Source organism: Empedobacter sp. UBA5924, from assembly GCF_002431085.1.
Lineage (GTDB): Bacteria > Bacteroidota > Bacteroidia > Flavobacteriales > Weeksellaceae > Empedobacter > Empedobacter falsenii_B.
Window position 1 is genome coordinate 1 of record NZ_DJDM01000008.1, and the last position, 18,172, is coordinate 18,172.

Genomic DNA, 18,172 nt, shown 5'->3' on the forward strand with positions numbered 1-18,172 from the left:
AACTTTCGTTAGGATATCCACTACAATATCAGTAGTATTATCAGCATTTATTATATCAGTAATTTTATATTACATTGCGCCATATTTTGGTATTCAAATTCCGTATATCTATTGTTTATTGTTCGGAACATTAATTTCACCAACTGATCCAATCGTTGTATTAGGAATTTTGAAACAAGCAAAAGTTCCTAAAATTATTGAGACAAAAATTACAGGAGAGTCACTGTTTAATGATGGTGTGGCCGTTGTAATGTTCGCAGTAGTTTTACAAATAGCAACTAATCCAAGCTTTGATGCTGATTTTTCAAGTGTTTCAAAATTATTTTTAATGGAAGCCGGAGGCGGAATCTTACTTGGATTATTACTTGGATTTACAGCGTCTAATTCGATGAAAAAAATTGATGATTATAAAGTTTCAGCTTTAATTACATTGTCGATTGTAATGGGAGGATTTTTGATTGCAAAAGAACTTCATATTTCTAGTCCTTTAGCTATGGTTATCGCAGGTTTAATAATCGGAAATTATGGAAAGAAATTCGCAATGAGTAAAACAACTCAAGATTATTTAAACAAATTTTGGGAGCTTATTGATGAGGTAATGAATGCCATTTTATTCCTTTTTATAGGTTTCGAATTGTTGTTAATAGAAGATTTAATGGATCAAATTCTATTAGGAATTGCCACAATTTTTATAGTCCTATTATCTCGAACATTATCAATTGTTATTCCAGCTCGTACTATTTTAAGAAAAAACACTTTTTCTAAAGGTTCACTTATTGTCTTGGTTTGGGGAGGAATTCGTGGAGGAGTTTCAATTGCGTTAGTTCTTTCGATGCCAAATTCGGAATGGAAAGATTTGTTATTAGAGATTACATACATCGTTGTTTTATTTTCAATCGTTATTCAAGGTTTAACTGTAGGTAAAGTGGCTCATCGTGTTCTAAAAGACGAATCTGATGAAGCAAATAAAGAAGAAATGGAAGATTATCTTAATTCATCTAAATTGTAAATAATTTTAAAATATACAATTAAAAGGAGCAAGCGCATCTATAGATGCGCTTGCTCCTTTAACAGAAGTTTAGAACTTAAAATGGTTTTGTTCAGGAATTAATCTTTATTTTTAATAGAAATTAGAACAAGCCAACAGAATGAAATTAAAAGATTTATCTAATCAACTCGAAATATCTTTAGGAAGTTTACAGAATTTTATCAATGATTTTAATATTGATTTGAGTTTTTGTATTGACGAAAATTTTAATGTAACACAACAATTTATAACATTTTCGGAAGAGAATAAAGACTTCTTAAAAAAATATGCAGAAGATTATTCCAAAGAAAAAACAATAGAAGAAATCGCTAAAACAATTGGTGCAAAAGAAGAAGAAGTGCTTCATTTTTTTGTGACAAATGGAATTCCTGCTGAGGTTGCAAAGCAGATGAAAACGGGAGTGTCAAGTTATTTGATTCATTCTTACATTGGTGGAAAATATCCGTTTATAGAAAAAGCATTTCCGCAATGCGAAGATTTTTCTGGTAAAAGTTTAGTCGGTTATACCGATTTGTATTTTTATATGACTGATATGTTAGATCCATTTATCAGCAAAGATCAAGGAGAAAGTTGGGGAATCTCAAAAACCTGCTGGCTTGATTTTGTATGGACCTCCAGGTAGTGGGAAAATATATTGGGCAAAGAAAATAGCGGATATGATTGGTTACGAATTTGTACATATTTTCAATGATTATTTAGTTGGGAATTTTGATAACAAAAAGAATAAATTCTCCGATTTTCTTTCAAAAAAGATGAATCAACCTAAAACATTATTGTTTATTGATTCGTTCGACGAAATATTACATTCTACTTCTGTAAATACCATTTATCCCGAAATGGTCGATTTGTTTTATTCCGTTCTTAGACATATTCAGAAAAATGATACGAAAGAACTTTTGATTGTTGGAGCTGTTGAATCTTTAGCAAATTTGAATGATGAAATCGTTGCACCTGGTCGTTTTGATTTACATATTCCGATTTTTCCTCCAACTTTTGACGAGCGTAAACAATTACTTCTACATCACATGACTACGAATTTGGCGCAAGATTCTCCGTTATTATCAATTTTGAAAAATCAAAATGCGTTGAACAAAGACTTCTGGACGCCTTATGCGGCTGAAATGAAAATTTTCTCAAATACAATGATGATTGATTTTACACAATCGCTTAAAAAACGTTTATATGCATTATACAGAAAAGATGAAACGAAAAATATTGTGATGACAGAAAAGGTATTGTTTTCTGCATTTCAAGAAGCGAAATCGAAATTAACGCCTGATTATCTAAAACATTGCGCAATTTTCTTAACAGAAGCCAAGCAAAATGTTGGTCAAGATTTTCCGCATCGTCTGATCGAATTAAATGCTGATTTAGAGTTTTATTTATCATCAAAAGAAATTCCGATTACTAAAATTGGTTTCAAGCAAAGTGATGATACTGTTGAGATAAAATCGGTAGAAGAAAATAAAGAAACATAAAAAAAGCTCCTTGTAAGGAGCTTTTTTATTATAAAAACTAAATTGTTTTGAATTTTAATAATAAAATATTGCTTTTGTAAAGATGTAATTCTTTTCCTGAAACTTCGTAACGATTTACACTTTTCAACATCGATAAAAATGCTTTTTCTTCTTGCAAATTAGGACAAGCCATTTTAGTTTCAGAAAAATTAACAAAGCTTGTAACGCCGCTAACTTTTGTAAAAGAAGCATTGAAATTGTTGCAACCTGCAAATCCACTTACAGTCGAATTAGCTTCGTCAATAACCAACATCACGTCTTTATCGTACAAACCTTTTACTACGTTGTTATCGTTGATCAAATACCAATTTTGATTTGAAATCGAAACTTCCGCTTTAGGTTTAATTTTAGCAGTACTTGCGCTTGTAGAACAAGAAGTTGCTATAAAACTCATCAAAATAGTTGCTGAAAATAAAGTTACAATCTTTTTCATTTTTCGGAATATTTTATCTCAACTCAGCGTTGAATTTTTCTTGATACAATTTGATTAATTTATTCATTAAACCATCAATTTCTTGATCGCTTAATGTTTTATTTTCGTCTTGAATCATAAAACTTAAAGCATACGATTTTTTACCAGCTGGCAATTTATCTCCTTCGTAAACGTCGAATAAATTAACGGCTTTCAACAAATTCGTTTTGACTTCTTTTGTCGCTTTGTACAATTCTTCATATTTCACAGAAGAATCAAGCAATAAAGCTAAATCTCTACGAGAACCTGGGAATTTAGAGATTTCTTTGTATTTCAAATCGTGTTTGTTTGCTAAAGCAACCATTGCATCCCAATTTAATTGAGCAAAGAAAACATCTTGATTAACGCCTAATTTTTTTGCTAATTTTTTGCTGATGATTCCAAGTTTTCCTAATGATTTTTGACCAGAAACAAATTCAATTCCATCTAAGAAATTATCATCTTTTGCAGGTAACTCATCTGTAATTTGAATATCTAATCGAACAAAAATTTGTTTAATCAAACCTTTCAAATCAGCAAATGAAGCTTTACGTAAATTTCCTGTCCACGATTCGCTATTAAAGTTTCCTGAAAGAACGATTCCTAAACATTTATTTTCTTCGTAAATACCATCAATTTTGCGATAAACTTTCCCAAATTCAAATAATTTAACATCCGAATTACGACGGTTGATATTGAACGCAACATTTTCTAATAAACCATTCAATAAAATGCGACGCATTACAGCTAAATCAGCAGAAAGCGGATTTAACATTGCAACACTTTCACCTTCTGGATAAAAGAAAATTTCTTCGTATTCTCTTTTCGTTAACGAGTTATTCATCGCTTCATTGAATCCGAAAGAAATCAATTGACGCGCAATAAAATCTTCGATTTTATCTGGACTAACTTTTTGATTTGGAACATAAGAAAACGAGAATTTTGAAGGAATTTCGATATTATCGTATCCATAAATCCTCAAAATATCTTCAATCAAATCTACATCACGTTGTACATCTACACGATAAGCTGGAACTTCTAAATCTAAAATTCCATCATTTTCTGACAAAATTTTAATTTCTAAATTTTCTAAAATCGATTTGATTTTATGTTCTGGAATTTCAACTCCTAATAATTCAACCACTTTATGTAAACGTAATTTTACATTAAAGTTTTGAATAGGATTTGCATAAATATCATCAATATTAGATGCAATTTCAGCACCAGCAATTTCAACTAACATCATCGCAGCTTTCTTCAACGCGTCGATAGTTATGTTAGGATCAATTCCACGTTCAAAGCGGAAAGAAGCATCCGTATTTAATGCATGTGCTTTCGCTCCTTTACGAATTGTTACTGGCTCGAAATATGCTGATTCTAAGAAAATAGTTGTCGTTGCATCCGAAACTCCAGAATCTTTTCCTCCGAAAACTCCAGCAATACACATTGGATTATTCTCGTTGCAAATCATCAATTCATGTCCTTTTAATGTACGTTCAACGCCATCTAAAGTTGTGAATTTTGTTCCTTCTGCTAATTTCTGAACGATTACTTTATTTCCTTCAATTTTAGCTGCATCAAAAGCATGTAAAGGCTGACCTAAATCGTGTAAAATATAATTGGTAATATCAACCACATTATTAATTGGCGATAATCCTATAACTTTTAAACGATTTTTTAACCAATCTGGCGACTCAGCAACTTTTACATTTTTTAAGTAAATACCTGCATAACGAGGCGCTGCTTCTGTATCTTTAACCTCGATAGAAATAGGATTTTTTCCGAAATCTGTCGTAGGATAATTTGATACATCATATGTTTTGAATGTTGACGCGATATCACGAGTTTTAAGGGCCGTATGTAAATCACGCGCTACACCAAAATGTGACATTGCATCCGCACGATTTGGCGTTAAACCAATTTCGATTTCGTGGTCAACTTCATCATTTTTTCCGAAAAGGTCGAACGTAGAAGTTCCAGGTTTTAAATCTTCTGGTAAAACCAAAATACCAGAATGATCTGTACCAATTCCTAATTCTACTTCAGAACAAATCATTCCGAAAGATTCTTCACCACGAATTTTTGCCTTCTTGATTTTAAATTCACCATCTGGTGAAGGTAAAACCGTTCCGACAGTTGCAACAGGAACATTTTGACCTTCTGCAACATTAGGAGCTCCACAAACAATTTGCGTTTCTTTTCCGTCTCCTAAATCTATTTTAGTAACTCTTAATTTATCTGCGTTTGGATGTGGCACAGCTGATAAAACTTTACCAACTAATACGGTTTCCAAATAATTTTTAGCTCCACCTACTTGTTCTACACCTTCAACTTCTAGACCCGTACTTGTAAGTGTTGAAGACACTTCATCAAGTGTGATATCTGTATCAATGTAGGTTTTTAGCCAATTGTATGAAATTTTCATTGTATTGTATAAATGAATTTTATGTATTCTTTTTGATTATGCGTTTAACATAACTGGCATAACTAGCATTAAGATTTCTTCGCCATCTTCTAGTCCATCAACTGGTTTGATGATTCCTGCACGATTCGGTTCAGACATTTCTAATGTTATTTCTTCTGATTGTAAATTGTTCAACATTTCGATTAAGAAACGAGAATTGAAACCGATTTGTAAATCAGTTCCGTTGTAATCACAAGGAAGTCTTTCTTCTGCTTTGTTTGCAAAATCGATATCTTCAGCAGAAATTGTCAATGAATTTCCAACTAATTTTAATCGAACTTGGTTTGTTGTTTTGTTAGAGAAAATTGCCACACGTTTCAAAGATGTCAAGAATAAGTTTCTGTTAATCGTTAATACATTTGGATTTTCTTTTGGAATTACCGCTTCATAATTAGGATATTTACCATCAATCAAACGACAAGTTAACACGATGTTTTGGAATGAAAAACGTGTATTTGTATTGTTATATTCGATTGTTACATCGTCATTATTTCCTCCTAAAATATTTTTCAATAAGTTAAGTGGTTTTTTCGGCATAATATATTCAGCAGCTTGTAAATTGTCTAAGCCATTGCGAGTATATTTTACCAAACGATGCGCATCTGTAGCAACAAAACGGAAAATATCTGCATTTGCTTGGAAGAAGACTCCTGTCATAATTGGACGTAATTCGTCGTTTCCTGTCGCAAAAATAGTTTTGATAATTGCTTCTGATAAAATGCTTGCACTAAGTGTTGTAGAGCTTGCGTCTTCGATATCTGGCGTTTGAGGATATTCGTTTGCGTCTTCGAATGCTAACTGATAATTTCCTTGTTCTGAAACAATTTCCAACGTATTTCCTTCTTTTTGGATAAAAGTAAGCGGTTGCGCAGGGAAAGTTTTCAACGTGTCAGTTAAGATTTTTGATGGAATTGCAATTTTTCCATTATCATTAGACTCAACTTCTAAAGTTGTTGAAATTGTTGTTTCTAAATCAGAACCAGTGATAGTTAATTGGCTACCATCCAATTCGAATAAAAAATTATCAAGGATTGGTAAAGTATTATTAGAGTTAATAACCCCTCCGATTAAGTTAACATTTTTTAATAACGTGTTGCTCGATACAATAAATTTCATATGAAGAATATTTCCTTAAAATATCTAACAAATGTAATAAATAATCAAGTAAAAAACTCAAACCTATACATTAAATATTATATAGAATAGCTTGTTGTTGATTATCAAATAGAAAGATGATTGTAAATTGATTGTTATTATTTGTTTAAATTTTCTTTGAATTAAAAACTTTTCACCCGTAAATTTGTCTTGTATATCGAGACTTTTAACAAATCTTTTTGACCAAATCTCATCCAAAAAGATTAATTTGAATTTAAAATACTATTCTATGAAAATTGAATTGAATTTAGAAGGAAAAAATGGAGTTTTTATACTTCTTGATGAGAATAATAAAGAAGTTGGTGAATTAACTTTTATGCTGAAAGAAGAACAAATGTTGATTAATCATACAGGTGTTAATCCCGAATTGAGAGGACAAGGTTTGGCCGAAAAGTTAGTGTTAGAAGCTGTAGATTACGCAAGAAAAAATCAGTTGAAAATCATTCCATTTTGTAGTTATGTGAGCGTTTATGTTGGTAAACATCCAGAAGTACAAGATGTAATTTAGAAAATTATGAATTTAGAAAAAGTTTTTGAACACAACCAAGAGTGGGTAAATAAACGTTTAGGACAAGACGAGCAATATTTTGATAAGCTTTCGGCTGGTCAAAATCCAGAAGTGCTTTACATTGGTTGTTCGGATAGTCGTGTGACGGCAGAAGAATTGTTGGGAGCGGAGCCAGGTGAGGTTTTTGTACACCGCAATATAGCGAACATGGTAATTAGTTTGGATATGAATACCACTTCTGTTTTAGACTATGCGGTAGAACACCTAAAAGTGAAACATATTGTAGTTTGTGGACATTATAATTGTGGTGGGATTAAATCTGCAATGATTCCGAAAGATTTAGGAATTATGAATCCTTGGTTGCGTAATATTCGTGATGTTTATCGTTTACATTCAGAAGAATTGAATGCAATCGAAAACGAAGGAATGCGTTACAACCGTTTGGTAGAGCTAAATGTACAAGAACAATGTGTAAATGTGGTAAAAAATCCTTTTGTACAACGTGCAATGGAAAATGGATTAGAAGTACATGGTTGGGTGTTCGATTTGTTTACTGGAAAATTAATTGATTTGAATTTAAACTTCGATAAAATCTTAGAAAATATCAAAGAAATCTACGATATCAACGAATAAATTTAACATTTTGTTATATCTGGTATAATAATTGTTCTTAAGACTGTTAACCAAACTATATCAATGATTAACAACCGTTGGATAAAAAAAATAGGTATCGCTTTAATTTCAATTATTGCGGTACTTTTTATTTTAAGTTTTTACATCTCCTATTTTCTGAATGATCGACTTCCAAAAATCATTGCAGAAAAAAACGATACCGCTTATAATCTGACTTACGAAGATTTGAGCTTTTCTATTTTTAATTCGTCTTTATCACTAAAAAATGTTGAAGTTTCTCCAAAAGATTCGTTGTTAATAAAGGATTCGATTGACGCAACAGGAAAAGTGAAAGAAATAAATATTGTCGGTATCAATTTTATAAAATTAATTACCAAAAAAGAAGTTGCAGCATATTCAATCAACATCAATAATCCTTCTGTAAATTATTATCTCAAAGAGAAAAAAGATTCGGTCAAAAAAGATACAGCACAATCCAAAGTTGGGCAAAGTATAGATGTTTCCAATGTGAATATCAACAATGGCGAGTTTAATTTGTATTCTCAATCAGGAAAAAAACATATAGCAAATGTTTCTAATTTTTCGATCGATTTTGATGGCGTTCGTTTCAATGAGCGAACAGCGGACAAAAAAATTCCGTTCAGATATTCTGCTTTTGATATTAAATTAGATTCGATGTTTTTTGTGGTAAAAGATCAACAATTGATTAGAGCACGAAAAGTTCGTTTTAATGAAACTGATTTTGAGTTGGATAATTTCTTGATGAAACCGCTTAAAATGAACGGAAAAATGTACGTTCCAAACGATTCTGAAAATGATTTATTGGATATTGAATCACCACTTCTTTCGCTTTCTAAGATGGATTGGGGATTTACTTCAGAAGATAAATTATATTTTAAAACAGATTTAATCAAATTCAAAAATCCAAAAATTACCATTATTTCTGCCAAACCTGAGAATAAAGTTGAGAAACAATCAACTAAAAAAGTAAGCATAAAAACGGAAGATGCGGAGTTAATTAATATCAAAAAATTACAAATAGAAAATGGTAAAATTCGTTCACTCTTCTCGAATGCAAAAACGGTAAAATATGCAATAAATAATGTGTCGTTAAATATCGAAGGAATAAAAATGAATGCGTTGACGCGAACAAATGATATTCCGATTGATTATAAAACTTTCCGTATTAAGTTGGATTCGATGTATTATCGATTGAATGAAATGCACACGTTAACAGCATCTAATTTTGATTTGACAGAAAAGAAATTGATTCTGAAAAATTTCAAAATGAAACCATTAATTTCAAAAAATCAATTTAATCGAAATTATACAAAATCAAACACATTATTAGATGTCGAAGCACCAATTTTGACGTTAAATAATAACAGTTGGGGAATAAAAAATGGTGATTTCTATTTTCATACAAATTCAATCAAATTGGATGAGGTAAATGTGAAAATCATTGATCAAAAGAATGAAAAAGTTATTGCGAAGAAAGTTGAAAATGTAACAGAAAAGTTCTTGATTAATTTTAATCTTGGAATTGATACGATTCAAATCAAGCAATCGCGTTTTATTGCTTCACAAAAATTTGATTTCAATAATGTTAATTTGAAGGTTTTAGGATTGAAAAATGATTATGGGAAAGAACTTCATGTTAATCATGTTATTTTCAAAAATCCAAAATTTACGATTTATGGACAACCAAGACGAGTGGCGCAGCGCGAAGGAAAAACCTCAAAAGAGTTTAATGATGTTATAAAAGTTGATAAAATTTCGTTGGTAAATGGACATTTAGATGTGGTTCCTTATAAACAAAAAACGCCGAATTTAACATTGAAGCAAATTCAGTTAGCGTTTAATCAAATCAATGTTGATCCAAAAACAATTCAAGAAGCAATACCATTTTCGTATAAATCTGTGTTGTTAAAATCTTCAGGAATTGATTTCGATTTAGGAAAAACGTATAAGATGAATACTGGAGCTTTGCAATTTCAGAATGGAAACTTGACGTTGAATCAATTAAAATTAACGCCAAAACTTTCTCGAAAAGCGTATACAGCTTCATTGAAAAAACAAGCCGATTTATATACAGTTTCTGTCGAGCAATTACAAGGAAATGGAATTCAGTGGGGAATTTCTCCATCCAAAGATTTCTTTTTGAAAGCCAATCAAATAAAATTGAACCAGCTTTATGCAAATATTTATAGAAGTTTGGTTCCACCTGATGACACAAAACGTAAAACAATGTTTTCACAAAAATTACGTGAAATGAAATTTGATTTAGGTGTGAAGCAATTGCAATTGGTCAACTCTAAATTAGAATATGAAGAGGAAACGGCTAAAAGTATCGGAACAGGAAAATTGACGTTTTCGTCGATAAATGCAACGGTTAAAAATGTCAATTCGGGTTATCGTAAAATATCTTTACCAGACGTTGATGTTGATTGGCATTCAGAATTTATGAATGGAGATTTGCGCGCAAATTGGACATTTAATCCAATGAATCGTTCTGAGAAATTTAATATAAATGGCTCAATTTCAAAACTTCCTGCAAAAAATCTCGATGCTTTTGTGAAGCCTTATCTTAAGGTTTCTGTAGACGGATTTTTTAATCAAATAAAATTTAATTTTGATGGAAATGATAAAGTCGCTGGTGGAAATTTTGGAATAGATTATCAAAATTTGAAAGTGAATGTTTTGCGTGATGATGGTTCGAAAAGGAAACTATTATCAGCAGTTGGAAATGCAGCGGTAAAGAATGATTCTCGTGGAAAAATGAAAGAAGAAAAAGTAGAAAATATCGAACGAAAACAGGATAAATCATTTTTTAATTTCTTTTTAGCTTGTATCTTAGACGGTCTTAAAAAAGCACTTTTAATTATTTAAGAAAATGAAAAGAACAGTCTTCATAACCGGAGCAACATCTGGCATAGGAATGGCGACAGCAAAGAAATTAGCACCAAATTATCGTTTAATTTTGTGTGGGCGTCGTCAAGAACGATTAGATGAAATTCAGGCAGAATTGAGTCAAATTACGGAAGTTAAAACCATTCAATTTGATGTTCGAGACAAGGAAGCTGTTTTTAATGCAGTAGAAAGTTTAGAAAATGAGTGGAAAAATATTGATGTTTTAATCAATAATGCGGGAAATGCGCACGGATTAGCACCTTTTGATACAGCTGATTTGGAGGATTTGGAAGCAATGATTGATATCAATGTAAAAGGATTAATTTACGTTTCGAAAGCAATTATTCCAATTCTTAAACAATCATCAAATGCGCATATCATCAACCTTTCTTCGATTGCGGGAAAAGAAGTTTATCCAAATGGAGGAACATATTGTGCGTCGAAAGCGGCGGTAGAATCGTTAAGCAAAGGAATGCGTTATGATTTGTTACCTTACGGAATCAAAGTTTCCAATATTGCGCCAGGAGCGGTAGAAACAGAATTTTCTTTGGTTCGTTTCAAAGGAAATCAAGAACTTTCGGATAATGTATACAAAGGTTTTGAACCATTGGCTGGAGAGGATATTGCAAATGCAATAGAGTATTTGTTGCAACAACCAGAACATGTACAAATTGCCGATGTTACAATCTTCCCAAAAGCGCAAGCTGGAGGAACTGTTATTTATAAAGGATAATTTTATTAAAATATATTCAATTGAAAGCCTCTATTTTAGAGGCTTTTTTATTTTATTCAAAAAAAGTTTCAAAATCGATGTAACACTTTTTAGTATTAAGCTGTCTTATTAGTAAAAGCACTCAATATGAATCAAGAAACGTTTAAAACATCGGTATTTGTCCACAAGGATAAGCTGTATCGTTTTGCTCGTAGGATTTTGATTAGTGATGATGAAGCGTTTGATGTTGTGCAAGAAATATTAATAAAATTGTGGGAAAAGCGCGATTCGTTAATTGAAGTGAACAGTATTGAGGCTTATGCGATGCGAATGGTAAATTATGAATGTATAAATCGATTGCGAAAATTTGATGTTCGAGAGAATTATAAAAATTCAACACAAATCAATTTGAGTATTCAAGAAGAACAACAAGAAATAAAACCGATTATTTTAAATTTGATTAATCAATTACCAGAAAAACAACGCAAAGTAATGCATCTGAAAGATGTAGAAGAACTTGAAATAAAATAAATTGCTGAAGTTTTGGAGATGGAAGAAAATGCAATTCGAGTAAATTTGATGAGAGCAAGACAAAAAGTAAGAGAACAATTAGAAGTTTTTTTTGAAAATGAAGAAAGAGCAGTCTATTATAAATAAAGATAATTTTTTTGCTGGAAAATTAACCGATGAGCAAGAAAAACAACTCATAAATAATGAAAATGATTCTTTTTTTGAAACATTAAAAGAGGAAAAAGAAGTCAAAATGGAATTAAATTTTGATGATTTTATGACAAAAGTTGAAGAAAATCAACCAAAAGTTATAGAAAAATCGAAAACGAAAGAATTTTTTCTATTGAAAATTTCGGGAATTGCTGCGTCTATTTTACTTGTTGTTGGACTATTTTTCTTCTTGAATCAAACAAATAAAATTGAACATTATCAAGAAATTGTGAAAACAATTGAACCAAATAATATTGAGATAAAACACGAAGTTTCACAATTTGTAAAAGAGACAAAATCAATTAAACAAGAAAATAAAAAATCAACCATTCAACCAATTGAGCAAGAAATAACAAAAGCTGAAAGCGCAGAAGAATATTCGTCAGATTTTGTGATTGTAAATGGTCAACCAGTTGAAAATATGGAAGAAGCGAAAGCTTTGGCTTATTCTACAATGAAATTATTTTCGAAAAATGTAGACCAAGGAGCGAAGGCAATCGGACAATTAAAATCATTATCAATAGAACTTTAAAAAAGAAAAATATGAAAAAATATGTATTCATTTTTGCATTATTCATCGTTGGATTTGCAAATGCACAAACAAATAAATTCGTCGATATTTACAACCAATTTCAGGATAAAAAGGGTGTTACAACGATTACGATAAACAAAGCAATGTTTAGTATGATGGGAAGTATGACGGCAAATGATTCTGATTTGAAAGATTTGGATGGCTTGTTCAAAAAAATGAATTCGATCAAAATGATTATGATTGATAACACGAACAAAGATGCTAAAAGTCAAGTGAAATCTGCCTTTGATAAAATGAAATTGGAGGAATTGATGTCGATAAATAAGGACGGAAGTAAAATTCGCTTTTTAACGGAAAATGCAAATGCGAAAGTTTTTAAAAATGTGTTGATGAGTATTAACAGCGATGATCAACAAATGTACATGATTATGGATGGTGAAATTACGGCATCCGAAATGAACAAAATGGTAAAAGAATCTAATAAATAATAAAAAAGCTGAGCATCGCTCAGCTTTTCTATTTCAATATTTTTTCATAACAAACACTTTCTTCGATGTCTTTGTATTGATCGTAATTTTCGATTCTTGTGTAATCACATCGTTCATACAACGAGATTGCTTCGGGTTGTTTCAATCCGGTTTCCAAAATGCATCGTTCATAATTTAATTCGATTGCCCAATTTTCTAACTCATTCAGAACTTTAGCTGCAATTCTATTTCCTCTAAAATCAGGATTTACATACATTCTTTTCACTTCCATCGTTGTATCATAATAATGTTTTATAGCGCCACAACCAACAGGATTTTCGTTTAAATAGGCGATAGCAACGTGATTTATTTTGTCAACTTTATTGTATTGCGAAAAGAAAGAATGAAATTCGCCATTTCTTATCGCTAAATCTTTATCTAATTCTGTTACCAATTCTTGAAAATCTTTGTTAGAAGAATTTGTTCGAATGATTTTTACTGAATTCATTTTATTGCTTTTCCTCAAATTTAATAAAACTTAAGTTTTTTTTGTAACGCTAAATTCTATTTTGTTCTGCAGTTTTTTCCGCTTGTTTCGCTTCTTTTACTTTCTGGTTTCCGAAATTGTATTTCAAATTCAACATAAAATATTGTGTATCGCGATAATCTTTGAAATATTGATTTTGGTTTGCGTATTTCGTAGAAATCGTATTGCGATCAGTTTTAAAAATATCATTGAAAACCAAACCAATTTCAAAACGTTTATCCCATATTTTTTTGTTTAAAATCAAATATGTATTTTGAGAAGAACTAATATCAAATGAAGCTTGAATAGCTGGGGAATTATAATGATATCCTGTCGAAATATTAAATGTTTTTGCTTTGTCTAAATCCAATTGAGTGCTTAAAGAAATATAATAAGTAAACACATCATTTTTGTATTGTTGTTGATCTGGTCCGAAAAAATAATTTTGATTATATTCCACAAATGTAAATAAATTCAGTTTCCACCACGATTTTAGATTAAAATTTTTCGAAAGATTTGCTCCAAAAGCTTCTCCATTTTTGATGTTTGTAAAATGATAAACTGTTTCGAAAGTTTCAGGATTTTGAATAGAAATTTCCATCGCTGGATTTTTCTCGTATCGATAATAGGCTTCAAAATTCCAATCTTTCAAAGTGTAAGATAAACTCAAATTGTGAATAATCGTAGAAATTGCATTGGCATCGCCCTGAAAATAAGAAAACAGATTGTAATATGATTTTGAAGGATTCAAGAAATTATAATCTGGTCGATCAATTCTTTTTCCATAATTCAAACCAATTTGTCCAGTATTTTCAAAATTATACATGACGTATAAAGTTGGAAAAAGATCGGTGTTTGTTCGTTTATTTTGGCTAATTGGATTATCAGAAATCGTATTTATAAGAGCTGTTTCAGATCTCAAACCAGCTTTTGCTTCCCATTTTTTCCATTTGTAATTTCCAGAAATATACAACGCAAAAATCTGTTCTTTGTAATCAAAAATATTACTTTTTTCGGGTTGATATTCGATTTGATTTTGAATCGACTCAAAGAAATCTAAATCATTATCATTCTTCACAAAACTATATTTCGCTCCCGCTTCCAAGCCGAAATTTTCATTAGTGAAACTATAATCAATTTGTGTAGAAAATAGATTCAATTTTTGAAGTGCAGCACTCAAAAAACGATTTTCTTCATAAGGTTTATCCTTGAAATTCAGTTTTGTTAAAACATCTTGATTTTCTTTGTAATAACGATGACTAAAATTGTTACTCCAAGTCAAATTATTTTTCGCAATTTTTTTGTCATAAACCAAATACGTATTAAAATTATTTGAAGCTTCGCGACGATGATTTTGTGTTTTATAAAATGATTCAAGTTGATTATTTGTTGTATTGTAAATATTTGTCGGAACGTTATAATTCCCAATTGAAGCAGGATTTCTAGAACCATTTATTCCAAACTGAAAATTCTGTAAACTATCAATTGAATATTGAGAAGCAAAGTTGTAAATATGTTGTTGTTTCGCAACTGTTCGACGAATCATGTCACTTTCCCAGCGTGTCTGATCTTTTTCATAAGTTGTTACATCAAAATTCTTGCGAACATATTTTCCATTCACAAAATAATAACTTCCTGTCAATTGCCATTTTTCTGTATTGTAAGATTGGGTAGTACCCAGCATTCCTTTGCTATAAATAGATTGATGATAACGTGTCGCAATTTGTCCTTTGTAACCAGAAAGCACATTTTTCTTCATTTTAATATTTATAATCGCGCTTCCAGAAGCTTCATATTTTGCAGGCGGATTGGTAATGACTTCAACCGAAGAAACTGTTGCACCATCAGTATTTTCCAACAATTGTTTCAAATCATCTTGGGACATTAATGTTTTTTTATCATTAATTGTGACTAAAATTTGCGTATTTCCTCTCACACTTAACTGTTCATTTTTTAGAAGAACATTTGGCGTGTTTTTCACGATATCCCAAGCACTTAAATTTTGCAAAGGCGTATTTTCGACATTAAATTCTATTCGATCAATTTTTCGTTTCAACAAAGGTTTTTGACTAGAAAAAACAACGTCTTTTAAGTTAATTGTTTCATCTTTTTGAAGCGTAATAATCAAAGAGTTTTCTGAGTTAGCTTGATATGTCTTTTCAAATTCTTGGTAACCAAATTCTTTAATGTAAATTGTAAATGATTGTGCTTGATGAAGCTCAAAATTAAATTCGCCATTTTCATTCGATTCAGCTACAATTGGATCTTGTGAAGGAATTTCAACTTCAATAGAACTATTTTTGATTGGTTGATTTTGCTCATCGATAATTTTTCCAGAAATAATTTGTGCAAAAATTAAATTTGGAAGTAGCAGAAAAAATGTTATTACTATTTTCATGGTTCAGATTTTTAACAAATCTCTTTCAAGTTTCGATTTTACTTGGTTAATGAACGGTTAACGATGAGTTAATGTGTAATTTATGTGCGAAAACAATGTATTTTTGAATTGATGGAAAGCTTATGAAATTATCTAAAAAACATTATACATTTATTTTCTCTTTTGCATTGATCGTTTTGGTTGCATTGCAAGGGTATTATATCTACAATTTGTATCGATTGATTGAGAAAGATATGAATAAAGAGGCGTGTGAAATTGGAGTTAAAGTGATGAATTTTATGTCAAAATATGAAACAGATTCTAATGATGATAAGATTTTAGATTATTTCAAAAAACTGAATCATGATGAAAAAAAACAGTTTGATGAATTACAAATAATTCGAACGAAAGTAGATTATAATTATGAGATTTATACGCCAATTGTAGATTCTCTATTAGACGTTTATTCTAAGGAAAATAATTTTGAAATAGCGCTTCGTACAGATGTTTATTCGGTTTATGATGAATTGAATCATAAAGAATTATTGCCAAAGAAAAAGTATGTGATTTACGAAACGACAAATAAAATTTCGAAACCAACTAATATTAATCAAAGTGTTTGGTCATCGGATGATATTAGTAATCAAACAGATTCTGATTTAGGAATTAATAAAAATGAACGTCATAAATATAAAATTAGAGGAAAGACAGATTTTGAATTACTGAATTTGAAATTTTTAATTCTCAAGAAAATTATTCCTTTAATCATTGTGAGTTTGTTGATTGTTGGATTAATTGTCTTTTTGTATTGGAAAAGTCTTAAAAATTTATCGAAACAAGAAGAAAAAATCAATCAATTACATTTGACAATAGACTCTATTGCGCATGAATTGAATACGCCAATTACGACGATGAAATTTGCTTTGCATCAAGTTCAACATCCAGAAACGCAACAAATGATGAACAGACAAATTAATCGTTTGGAGCAAACTGTTGATTCTATTTTTGTGAAAAATGACGAAAATTCTGAATTGTTAGATGAGGTTATTTTGAATGAAATTATCCAAAAGATTCAACTTCAATATCCAGAAATTAAACTTATTAATCAAAGTATTTTCGAGAAAAATAATGTACTGAAAACAAACGATTTTAAACAAATTGCTCAGAATTTAATTGAAAATTCAGTCAAATATGGAGCTACTGAAATTGTATTAGATTTTAAATTTCAAAAAAAAATAACATTGAATTTTTCGGATAATGGAATTGGAATTCCAACCAATGATTTGCCTCTTATTTTTGATAAATATTATCGTGTGAATCGTTCTATTAACCAAAATGTAAGCGGTTTGGGTGTTGGATTATTTTTGGTCAAGAATACAATCGAACGATATTTAGGAACAATTAACGTTCAGAATAATAAAGACAAAGGTGTTCAATTTTTAATCATTTTGCCGAATGAAAACTAAATTAATTTTAGTAGAAGATGATCAAGATTTGGGAACTGTTCTCAAACAATATCTAGAATTTTCTGATTTTGAAGTGACTTGGTTTGATCATCCACAAAAACTATTGAAGGAAATAGAATCGTTGGAATCAGCTCAATTAATCATTTTTGATGTCATGTTACCCGAAATTGATGGTTTTTCCTTGGCGAAGAAATTAGCCGAAACCATTACAATTCCATATTTGTTTTTGACTGCTAAAGCGCAAAGTTTTGATCGGGTTTTAGGTCTGAAATTAGGTGCAGATGATTATATTACAAAACCTTGCGATCCTGAAGAATTGGTTTTGAGAATAAAAAATATTTTGAAACGAAATCAACCTGTTTTAGAAGAATTGATTAAAATTGGAACTTATGTTTTTCATCCAAATCAATTGCAATTATCTTATCAAGAAGAAAAATTTCAGTTAACAGAAAAAGAAGCAGAATTGTTGAGTTTCTTGATTCAGAATAATCAAAAATTAGTGAGCCGTAAAGAGATTTTAGAAAAAATTTGGGGCGAAAACGATTATTTTATGGGTAGAAGTTTAGATGTTTTTATGACACGTTTGCGCAAATATTTTCAGAACGATGAAACGATAAAATTTGAATCTGTTCGTGGAATTGGGTTTAAAATTAATTTTCCTCTCTAAAAAAATAAAGCTGAACAGA

General features: G+C 30.4%; 17 protein-coding genes. 12 read left to right on the forward strand and 5 right to left on the reverse strand.

Going from position 1 to position 18,172, the window contains the following annotated elements; genetic code table 11:
• The 3 genes from B3792_RS01920 to B3792_RS01930 form a co-directional block, all read left to right on the forward strand.
• Positions 1-1,009: cation:proton antiporter (locus B3792_RS01920; protein ID WP_291068704.1), on the forward strand; the 1,009-nt coding region annotated here is incomplete at its 5' end.
• A 139-nt stretch (positions 1,010-1,148) separates the two neighbouring features.
• Positions 1,149-1,670, forward strand: coding sequence for a hypothetical protein (locus tag B3792_RS01925; protein ID WP_291050902.1), 522 nt, complete (start codon positions 1,149-1,151; stop codon positions 1,668-1,670).
• Positions 1,645-2,526: an AAA family ATPase gene (locus tag B3792_RS01930; protein ID WP_291068707.1), complete on the forward strand. Its 882-nt coding sequence runs from the start codon at positions 1,645-1,647 to the stop codon at positions 2,524-2,526. Before B3792_RS01925 ends, B3792_RS01930 begins: the two co-directional genes overlap by 26 nt.
• A gap of 37 nt (positions 2,527-2,563) precedes the next feature.
• Here the strand turns inward: B3792_RS01930 and B3792_RS01935 are convergent, their stop codons facing one another.
• The 3 genes from B3792_RS01935 to dnaN are packed head-to-tail and all read right to left on the reverse strand — an operon-like array spanning position 2,564 to position 6,596.
• Complete coding sequence (locus B3792_RS01935; RefSeq protein ID WP_219034952.1) at positions 2,564-2,998, reverse strand: META domain-containing protein; 435 nt, start codon at positions 2,996-2,998, stop codon at positions 2,564-2,566.
• 13 nt (positions 2,999-3,011) lie between these two features.
• Positions 3,012-5,441, reverse strand: a complete 2,430-nt coding sequence (gene pheT / locus B3792_RS01940; protein ID WP_291068709.1) for a phenylalanine--tRNA ligase subunit beta — start codon at positions 5,439-5,441, stop codon at positions 3,012-3,014.
• A gap of 36 nt (positions 5,442-5,477) precedes the next feature.
• On the reverse strand, positions 5,478-6,596 hold the full coding sequence (dnaN, locus tag B3792_RS01945; protein WP_038337242.1) for a DNA polymerase III subunit beta: 1,119 nt from the start codon (positions 6,594-6,596) through the stop codon (positions 5,478-5,480).
• Positions 6,597-6,864: 268 nt separating this feature from the next.
• On the opposite strand from dnaN, the gene B3792_RS01950 reads away from it, so the two are divergent.
• From B3792_RS01950 to B3792_RS01980, 7 genes are all read left to right on the forward strand, one after another.
• Complete coding sequence (locus B3792_RS01950) at positions 6,865-7,143, forward strand: GNAT family N-acetyltransferase (RefSeq protein WP_038337243.1); 279 nt, start codon at positions 6,865-6,867, stop codon at positions 7,141-7,143.
• 6 nt (positions 7,144-7,149) lie between these two features.
• On the forward strand, positions 7,150-7,776 hold the full coding sequence (locus B3792_RS01955; protein WP_125350240.1) for a carbonic anhydrase: 627 nt from the start codon (positions 7,150-7,152) through the stop codon (positions 7,774-7,776).
• A 63-nt stretch (positions 7,777-7,839) separates the two neighbouring features.
• The gene (locus tag B3792_RS01960; RefSeq protein WP_291068712.1) at positions 7,840-10,665 is read left to right on the forward strand and encodes a hypothetical protein; all 2,826 of its coding nucleotides are present in this window, start codon (positions 7,840-7,842) and stop codon (positions 10,663-10,665) included.
• A gap of 4 nt (positions 10,666-10,669) precedes the next feature.
• Positions 10,670-11,419 (forward strand): SDR family NAD(P)-dependent oxidoreductase, encoded by a 750-nt coding sequence (locus B3792_RS01965; protein ID WP_221854631.1) that lies wholly within the window; start codon positions 10,670-10,672, stop codon positions 11,417-11,419.
• A gap of 126 nt (positions 11,420-11,545) precedes the next feature.
• Complete coding sequence (locus B3792_RS01970; protein ID WP_291068714.1) at positions 11,546-11,929, forward strand: RNA polymerase sigma factor; 384 nt, start codon at positions 11,546-11,548, stop codon at positions 11,927-11,929.
• Between the two features lie 97 nt (positions 11,930-12,026).
• Entirely contained in the window at positions 12,027-12,650 is a 624-nt protein-coding gene (locus B3792_RS01975; protein WP_291068716.1) for a hypothetical protein, read from the forward strand.
• Between the two features lie 11 nt (positions 12,651-12,661).
• A complete protein-coding gene (locus B3792_RS01980) occupies positions 12,662-13,138 on the forward strand; it encodes a DUF4252 domain-containing protein (protein WP_291068718.1) in 477 nt (158 codons plus the stop codon).
• Positions 13,139-13,166: 28 nt separating this feature from the next.
• Here the strand turns inward: B3792_RS01980 and B3792_RS01985 are convergent, their stop codons facing one another.
• Together B3792_RS01985 and B3792_RS01990 are read right to left on the reverse strand one after the other, a co-directional pair.
• Complete coding sequence (locus B3792_RS01985) at positions 13,167-13,625, reverse strand: GNAT family N-acetyltransferase (protein ID WP_291068720.1); 459 nt, start codon at positions 13,623-13,625, stop codon at positions 13,167-13,169.
• Positions 13,626-13,674: 49 nt separating this feature from the next.
• Complete coding sequence (locus B3792_RS01990; RefSeq protein WP_286496095.1) at positions 13,675-16,041, reverse strand: outer membrane beta-barrel family protein; 2,367 nt, start codon at positions 16,039-16,041, stop codon at positions 13,675-13,677.
• Positions 16,042-16,163: 122 nt separating this feature from the next.
• Between B3792_RS01990 and B3792_RS01995 the strand changes: the two genes are divergently transcribed.
• Both B3792_RS01995 and B3792_RS02000 read left to right on the forward strand, forming a co-directional pair.
• Complete coding sequence (locus B3792_RS01995; RefSeq protein ID WP_291068722.1) at positions 16,164-17,486, forward strand: sensor histidine kinase; 1,323 nt, start codon at positions 16,164-16,166, stop codon at positions 17,484-17,486.
• Positions 17,476-18,153: a response regulator transcription factor gene (locus B3792_RS02000; protein WP_291058580.1), complete on the forward strand. Its 678-nt coding sequence runs from the start codon at positions 17,476-17,478 to the stop codon at positions 18,151-18,153. Before B3792_RS01995 ends, B3792_RS02000 begins: the two co-directional genes overlap by 11 nt.
• Positions 18,154-18,172 lie beyond the last annotated feature (19 nt).